The 6,180-nt window shown below is 70.2% G+C and carries 7 protein-coding genes and 2 pseudogenes; 4 read left to right on the top strand and 5 right to left on the bottom strand.

Annotated features, from left to right (window positions below):
• Positions 1-275, bottom strand: a 275-nt coding sequence (locus tag B1L11_RS43680) for an endo-1,4-beta-xylanase (protein WP_143737984.1), incomplete at its 3' end; no start/stop codon positions are given.
• A gap of 637 nt (positions 276-912) precedes the next feature.
• Here B1L11_RS43680 and B1L11_RS43675 point away from each other — a divergent pair.
• Positions 913-2,211 carry a TIGR04013 family B12-binding domain/radical SAM domain-containing protein gene (locus B1L11_RS43675; RefSeq protein ID WP_079321018.1) on the top strand — a complete coding sequence of 433 codons (1,299 nt, stop codon included), beginning with the start codon at positions 913-915 and terminating at the stop codon, positions 2,209-2,211.
• Between the two features lie 52 nt (positions 2,212-2,263).
• Here B1L11_RS43675 and B1L11_RS53540 read toward each other — a convergent pair whose 3' ends face one another.
• The 3 genes and pseudogenes from B1L11_RS53540 to B1L11_RS43665 all read right to left on the bottom strand — a co-directional run bounded on the left by B1L11_RS53540 (position 2,264) and on the right by B1L11_RS43665 (position 4,166).
• A complete protein-coding gene (locus B1L11_RS53540) occupies positions 2,264-2,473 on the bottom strand; it encodes an aldo/keto reductase (protein ID WP_256863427.1) in 210 nt (69 codons plus the stop codon).
• A gap of 142 nt (positions 2,474-2,615) precedes the next feature.
• Positions 2,616-3,176, bottom strand: a pseudogene (locus B1L11_RS53535) (aldo/keto reductase); the annotation flags it as partial.
• A 102-nt stretch (positions 3,177-3,278) separates the two neighbouring features.
• On the bottom strand, positions 3,279-4,166 hold the full coding sequence (locus B1L11_RS43665; protein WP_079321017.1) for an MBL fold metallo-hydrolase: 888 nt from the start codon (positions 4,164-4,166) through the stop codon (positions 3,279-3,281).
• A gap of 237 nt (positions 4,167-4,403) precedes the next feature.
• Here B1L11_RS43665 and B1L11_RS43660 point away from each other — a divergent pair, with 237 nt between their 5' ends.
• Positions 4,404-4,865, top strand: coding sequence for a GNAT family N-acetyltransferase (locus B1L11_RS43660; protein ID WP_143737983.1), 462 nt, complete (start codon positions 4,404-4,406; stop codon positions 4,863-4,865).
• A 100-nt stretch (positions 4,866-4,965) separates the two neighbouring features.
• Positions 4,966-5,745 (top strand): thioesterase family protein, encoded by a 780-nt coding sequence (locus B1L11_RS43655; RefSeq protein WP_079321015.1) that lies wholly within the window; start codon positions 4,966-4,968, stop codon positions 5,743-5,745.
• 114 nt (positions 5,746-5,859) lie between these two features.
• Here the strand turns inward: B1L11_RS43655 and B1L11_RS55660 are convergent.
• Positions 5,860-5,991: pseudogene (locus B1L11_RS55660) on the bottom strand (cellulose binding domain-containing protein); the annotation flags it as partial.
• On the opposite strand from B1L11_RS55660, the gene B1L11_RS53530 reads away from it, so the two are divergent.
• A partial coding sequence (locus B1L11_RS53530) for a hypothetical protein (protein ID WP_256863426.1) occupies positions 5,933-6,180 on the top strand: 248 nt, incomplete at its 3' end. The pseudogene B1L11_RS55660 and the gene B1L11_RS53530 overlap by 59 nt on opposite strands.

Raw genomic sequence — 6,180 nt, 5'->3', positions numbered from 1 at the left:
GTGGCGTCGATCTTCATCTCGTTCTCGGCCGTGATCATGTTGAACTCACGGTTCGCGATCGTGGTGTACGCCGAGTCGCCGAGTTTGCCGGCGGCGATGGCGGTGCCGAAGTAGCGGCCGGTCTGCGCGGCCGCCGCGCCCAGCGTGCTCGCCGCGGCGTCGGCGGGGACCGTCACCGCCACCACTGCCGTGGCCGCGCTGAGCACGCCGAGAGCGCCGGCGACCAGGGCCCGGCGCAGCCGGGTTCGGGGCGGGGGCATGACGTTTTCGCCCATGTCTGAGCCTCCATAACTGAATCACCAAAGGGAACGCGGGAGTTCCCGTGAGATCGACGCCGCGCCTCGGCACTCGAGGGCGCACACCACCAGGGCGTCGTGATCGGCGGCCCCCCTGCCGTGCACCACCACTTGGGAGCGGGGGACCGCCTTGGAGGATCAGTGTGGAAACCTCCCCGAAACTTGTCAAGACGTTGGTGGAAACTTTCGGTCCACCTGGCCACGAGGGATGAGAAAAATCGGTTCAGTAGGCGGCATCTGCGGTCCGAAAGTTTCGTCAGTGTGTGACTGCGGAGGGGATGAAAGTTTCACCGCATGGTCCTCCCCGATTCCGTGGGCCATCGCGATAACGCCCGCTTGGGCCACCACCCGACCCCAACCGGCGACGCGAACACGTTCCGGACCATTGACAGCGGCTCGCTGTCTCGTATTGGCTCCGCCCCACACCACTCCGAGCACCCCGATGGAGAGGAGAGGCCATCAGGAGACGGATTGTGAGCGCTAACAGCAACGGCGTTCCAGCGGCCGGCAGCCGAATCCGGGCCGCCCGTCCGGGACGACGCCCGGCCGATGCGCGGGCACCTCGATCACCGATCGGCGGTGCCGGGGAGGAGGGCGGTGGCACTACCCTGCCAGGGTGAGCGTGGAAGTGTCCGTGGTGGTCCGCTATCGCAAGGCCGTGACGTACGGCGTGAACGCGCTGCTCGGCGCGCTGGAGACCGCGAAGGCCGAGTGCGATCCGCGGCTCGGGACCACACCCGAGGAGGTCGCGGAGCACATCGCGGCCAGCCCTGCGGACCGTGTCCTGGTCCTCTGGTCGTTCTACTCGCCGGACGCCGAGGCGATGGCCGCCGAGCTGGCCACCGTACGGGCCGTCGCCGACGACCCGCGCGTTCTGCACATCGCCGGCGGGGTGCACGCCACCGCCGAGCCGCAGCAGGTCATCGACGCCGGCTGGGACCTCGCCGCCATCGGTGAGGGCGAGCCGACGATCGTCGCCCTGGTCGAGGCGCTGCGCGCGGACCGGCCTCTCACCACCGTGCCCGGACTGGCGGTGCGCGACGACGACGGGACGGCGCTGCGCACGCCGCCGGCGCCGCAGTTACCGCTGGACGCCTTTCCGTCCTTCCCCGACCGGCGCCGCCATTTCGGGCCCATCGAGATCACGCGGGGCTGCGTCTACACGTGCCGCTTCTGCCAGACGCCCTTCATGTTCGGCGGCAGGTTCCGGCATCGCAGCGTGGACAGCGTGCGCGAGCACGTCCGCCGGATGGCCGCCCACGGCCTGCGCGACGTCCGCTTCATCACCCCCACCTCCCTCTCGTACGGCACACAGGGGCCGGAGCCGGCGCTGGACGCGGTGGAGGAACTGCTCGCGGGCGTGAAGGAGGAACTGCCCGCGAACGGGAGGGTGTTCTTCGGCAGCTTCCCGTCCGAGATCCGCCCCGAGCACGTGACGCCGGAGGCGATGCGGCTGCTCAAGCGATACGTGGCGAACGACAACATCATCATCGGCGCGCAGTCGGGCTCCGACCGCGTGCTGGCGGCGGCCGGTCGCGGCCACGGCAGCGAACCGGTGCGCGACGCCGTGCGGATCGCCATGGAGCACGGCTTCCGCCCGAACGTCGACTTCATCTTCGGCCTGCCCGGCGAATCACCCGAGGACCAGGACGCGTCCCTGCGGCTCGCCGCCGACCTCGCCGATCTCGGGGCGCGCATCCACACCCACACGTTCATGCCGCTGCCCGGCACGCCGTGGCGGGACGCCGAACCCGCGTTCATCCCGCTCGCCACGATGCGTGAGCTGGACCGGCTCGCGCAGCGCGGCGACGCCTACGGGCACTGGCGCAAGCAGGCCGAGCACGCCACGCGGCTGGCCGAGGCGGCCAAGGCGTACCCGCGCCGTGCCCGGCGCCGCCGCACCACCGACCGCTGACGTCCCCGCTCGCGAGCCCTTTCCCGGGCCCGGCGAGCGTGGGGCCTCGCGATCAGAACTGCTGCGCCCGGGCCTGGTACGGCTCCTCCAGGAAGGCGATCTCCTCGTCGGTGAGCTTCAGCTCGACCGCGGCGAGGGCGTCGTCCACGTGGTGCGCCTTGGTCGCGCCGACGATCGGAGCGGTCACGCCCGGGCGGCTGAGCAGCCACGCGAGGGAGAGGGTCGCGGGGGAGACGCCCCGCTCCCCGGCGGTGCGCGCCACCCGCTCCAGGATCGCCTCGTCGGCGGCCGCCGTACAACTGCTCCTGCCTGGCGCCGTCGCCGACCTGCCGTACGGTGTCGGCGGGCTTGCCCGCGCGGGCGAGCAGGCCGCGCGCGAGCGGGCTCCACGGAATGAGCCCCACTCCCTGGTCGAGGCACTGCGGGATCATCTCCCGCTCCTCCTCGCGGTGCAGCAGGTTGTAGTGGTTCTGCATCGAGACGAACCGGGTCCAGCCGTGCTTGTCGGCGGCGTGCTGGGCCTTGGCGAACTGCCACGCCCACATGCTGGAGGCGCCGATGTAGCGGGCCTTGCCGGCCCGGACGATGTCGTCGAGCGCCTCCATGGTCTCCTCGATCGGCGTCTCGTCGTCCCACCGGTGGATCTGGTACAGGTCCACGTAGTCGGTGCCGAGGCGGGCGAGTGAGGCGTCGATGGCCGACATGACGTGCTTGCGGGACAGGCCGTAGTCGTTGCGGCCCTCGCCCATCGGGAAGTAGACCTTGGTGGCGAGCACGTAGTCGTCGCGCCGAGGGAAGATCTTGCGCAGCAGCCGCCCGGTGACCTCCTCGCTGACGCCTCCCGAGTAGACGTCGGCGGTGTCGAAGAAGGTCACGCCGCCCTCGGCCGCCTTGCGCACGATGGGCTCGGCCTGCTCCTCGTCCAGGACCCAGCCGCCCCACTTGGCCGGTTCGCCGTAGCTCATCATGCCCAGGCAGATCCTGCTGACCTTCATACCCGTGGTGCCAAGTCGTCGGTATTCCATGCCAGCACCCTATTTCCCCCATCGTCTCGCCCGGCGGGTGAGTCACCAGCGCAGCGCGGTGAAGTCGATCGGCCGGGGTGAGAGTCGCCCGGTACGAACGGCCAGGTCGTGCAGCCGTCGGCCGAACTCGTCGGCAGGCAGCCGCTTGCGGTCGCCGTGGCCGGGCAGCAGCCATTCGAAGCGCACCCGCGGTGCCGTACGGGCCAGCGACGCGGCCAGTTCCGTGATGGAGTACCAGGTGACCGACTCGGCGACGGCGATGTCGCCGGCGGTGCGGGACCAGTAGAAACTGTCACCGCTGAAGCAGTAGGTCTCGTCGGCGAGGTACAGCACGCTGCCCTCGGTGTGTCCGGGCAGCGGATGCGCTGTCACGCCGTCGGCGATCTCGATCGGCTCGGTGCCCCGGAGAACGCGGTCGGCGTCCGGCGCGGCGGCGAGGTCTCCTTCGTGGATCCACAGGCGGGCGCCGAACCGGTCGGCGTATTCGCGGCCGTGCGCCGCGTGGTCGCGATGCGTGAGCAGCACGTCGGTGACCGGACCGAGGGCCGCGTATCTGGCGGCCAGGTCGGAACTCCAGCGCGGCGTGTCGATCATCATGAGGTTTCCGGCGGGCCGGCGCAGCAGGTAGGAGTTCGCGCCGGCGGTGTGCCGCGAGTTGTGCCCGCACAGGTGCACGTGCTCGGTAAGGCGCAGGGGGAAGGGATCGAACGCCGGGTCCGGCCCGCGCGCGCCGCGCCGGATGGACCGGGTGTGACACGCGAAAGCCGCGGCGTACAGCGCCCTTTCCTCCGCGTCGGTGCGCGGCTGGCGGACGACTGAGGAGCGGCCGTCGACCTCCGCGACCAGTTCCGGTGCGAGCTGCCGGGCGACGTCGCAGTTGGTGCAGCGGTGATCGACGTGCCAGGCGGCGTCGGGCGAGTGCTCGTTCATGACGTGGTCCCTCCGCGCAAACCGGTGAAATTCGGCGACTAATTGAGTATCACGCGCTCTGCAGGAGAACAAATCAAAGAATGCTGTTGATTTTTCTGGAGAAAGTCGCTCTCGGGCGCCTCTTTCGTGTGCGGTTGACAATCTCGAAAATAGTGCTCCGTCTGCCGTTCGCGGGTAAGTGAATCGTCATGATGCGCTCAGTTGACTCGCCGGGACGTTCTTGCTGACATGGTCGCCATGGAGATCGTCGGGATGACCGAGGAGTACGCGGCGGACATCGTCACGTGGCGTTACCCCGCGCCGTACGACTGCTATGACCTTGTGGGCGCGGATCCGGCGTTTTTTACGGATTCCCGGAACGGATACTTCGCACTCGTGAACGAGGGCAGACTCATCGGATTCCGGGTGTTCGGCGCTGACGGCCGTGTGCCGGGTGGCGAGTACGACGAGTCGGCGCTCGACACGGGCGGGGGGCTACGTCCCGAACTGACGGGTCGTGGCCTGGGCAGGCGGGCGATCGCGACCGGCCTGGAGTACGGGGCCGCACGGTTCAGGCCCGCGGCCTTCCGGGTGACTGTGGCCGGCTTCAACATCCGAGCCCAGCGGGTCCTTCAGGGACTGGGGTTCGTGCCGAGCGCGACGTTCGACGCCACCACGGACGGCCGCCGCTTCGTCATCCTGACCCGCCGACAGTCATAGGGAGTGCATTCGGAGGAGGGGTGTTCGTCCGACAGGGCCGAGCGGTGGTGCGCTGCTTCGGTTGAAGACAGACGCAAGGCCGCCTCTAGAATCTTGTTCCATGGCGATGTACGTCCCCCTCGGCCAGGGCCGATACCAGGCGACGGAGCACACGCAGGGGCCGTGGGACCCACGGCATCAGCACATGGGACCCGTCACCGCGCTGCTGGTGCACGAGCTCGCCCGCGTCACCGGCCGCTCCTCCGGCCTTCCTCTGGCCCGGCTGGCGGTGGACGTGTTCGCCCCCGTTCCGGTGGCGGAGCTGGAGGTGCGCACCGAAATGATCAGGGATGGCAGGCGCGTGCAGTGCCTCGGCGCCTCCGTCACCTCCGGCGGGCGTGAGCTGGTCAGGGCGACCGCGTGGCGTATCAGGGAGGCCGGCAGCCCGGCGAGCGAGGCCGCGCCGCCGCCCGCGCCGGTTCCGCCGCCGGCCCCGGACGACGCGGAGTCGTGGATCGCGCGGGGCTTCGGGTATGGCAGGGCCACGGACTGGCGGTTCGTCAAGGGCTCCCCGGACGAGGCCGGGCCCGCCGTCGCGTGGGGCAGGGCCCGGGTGCCGCTCGTGGAGGGCGAGGAGATCACGCCGCTGGAACGGCTCGCGATGTTCGCCGACAGCGGCAACGGCATCAGCGGAGTCCTGGACTTCGACGCCTATCTGTTCGCCAATGTTGATCTCACGATCTCGCTGTTCCGCGCCCCGGAGGGGGAGTGGATCTGCCTGGACGCGGCCACGACGATCGGTCCACGGGGACGCGGGCTGACCCGCACCACGCTGTTCGACCAGTCCGGCGAGGTCGGCACGGCCACGCAGACCCTGTTCGTCGAGCCCCGGACCACCTGATCCCGTAGCCGAGGCGTCAGGTGGCCGTACAGGTGATGGGCGACGGCACTCGACGGCGCCACCCGACCAGCCGACCGCGAAGTCCAGCGTCACCGACGCGCCCGGCGGCAGCGCGCCGTTCCAGGGTTGGTTAGTGGCTCCCGGCGGGGTGTAGCCGCCGTCCCACATCTGCACGTAGCTCAGCCCGTTGGGCACCTTGAAGGTGACGGTCCACGAGGAGATGGGCAGCGTTCCGGTGTTCCGCACCGTCAGCTCGCCCCGGGAGGCCGCCGTCCACGTGAGGATGAACCGGATCGTCGCTTCGCACGAGCGTGTCCCCGAGGACGGCGACGGGCTCGGCGAGGGTGAGGCGCTGGGCGACGGTGAGGGGCACGGCGAGGGGCTGGGCGACGGCGAGGGGCTGGGCGACGGCGACGGTGAAGGGGCGAGCGAAGA

Source organism: Microbispora sp. GKU 823 (assembly GCF_002027145.1).
Classification (GTDB): Bacteria; Actinomycetota; Actinomycetes; order Streptosporangiales; family Streptosporangiaceae; genus Microbispora; species Microbispora siamensis.
Note: the sequence above shows the minus strand (reverse complement) of the source record. Positions and strands in the feature narration are given on the sequence as shown.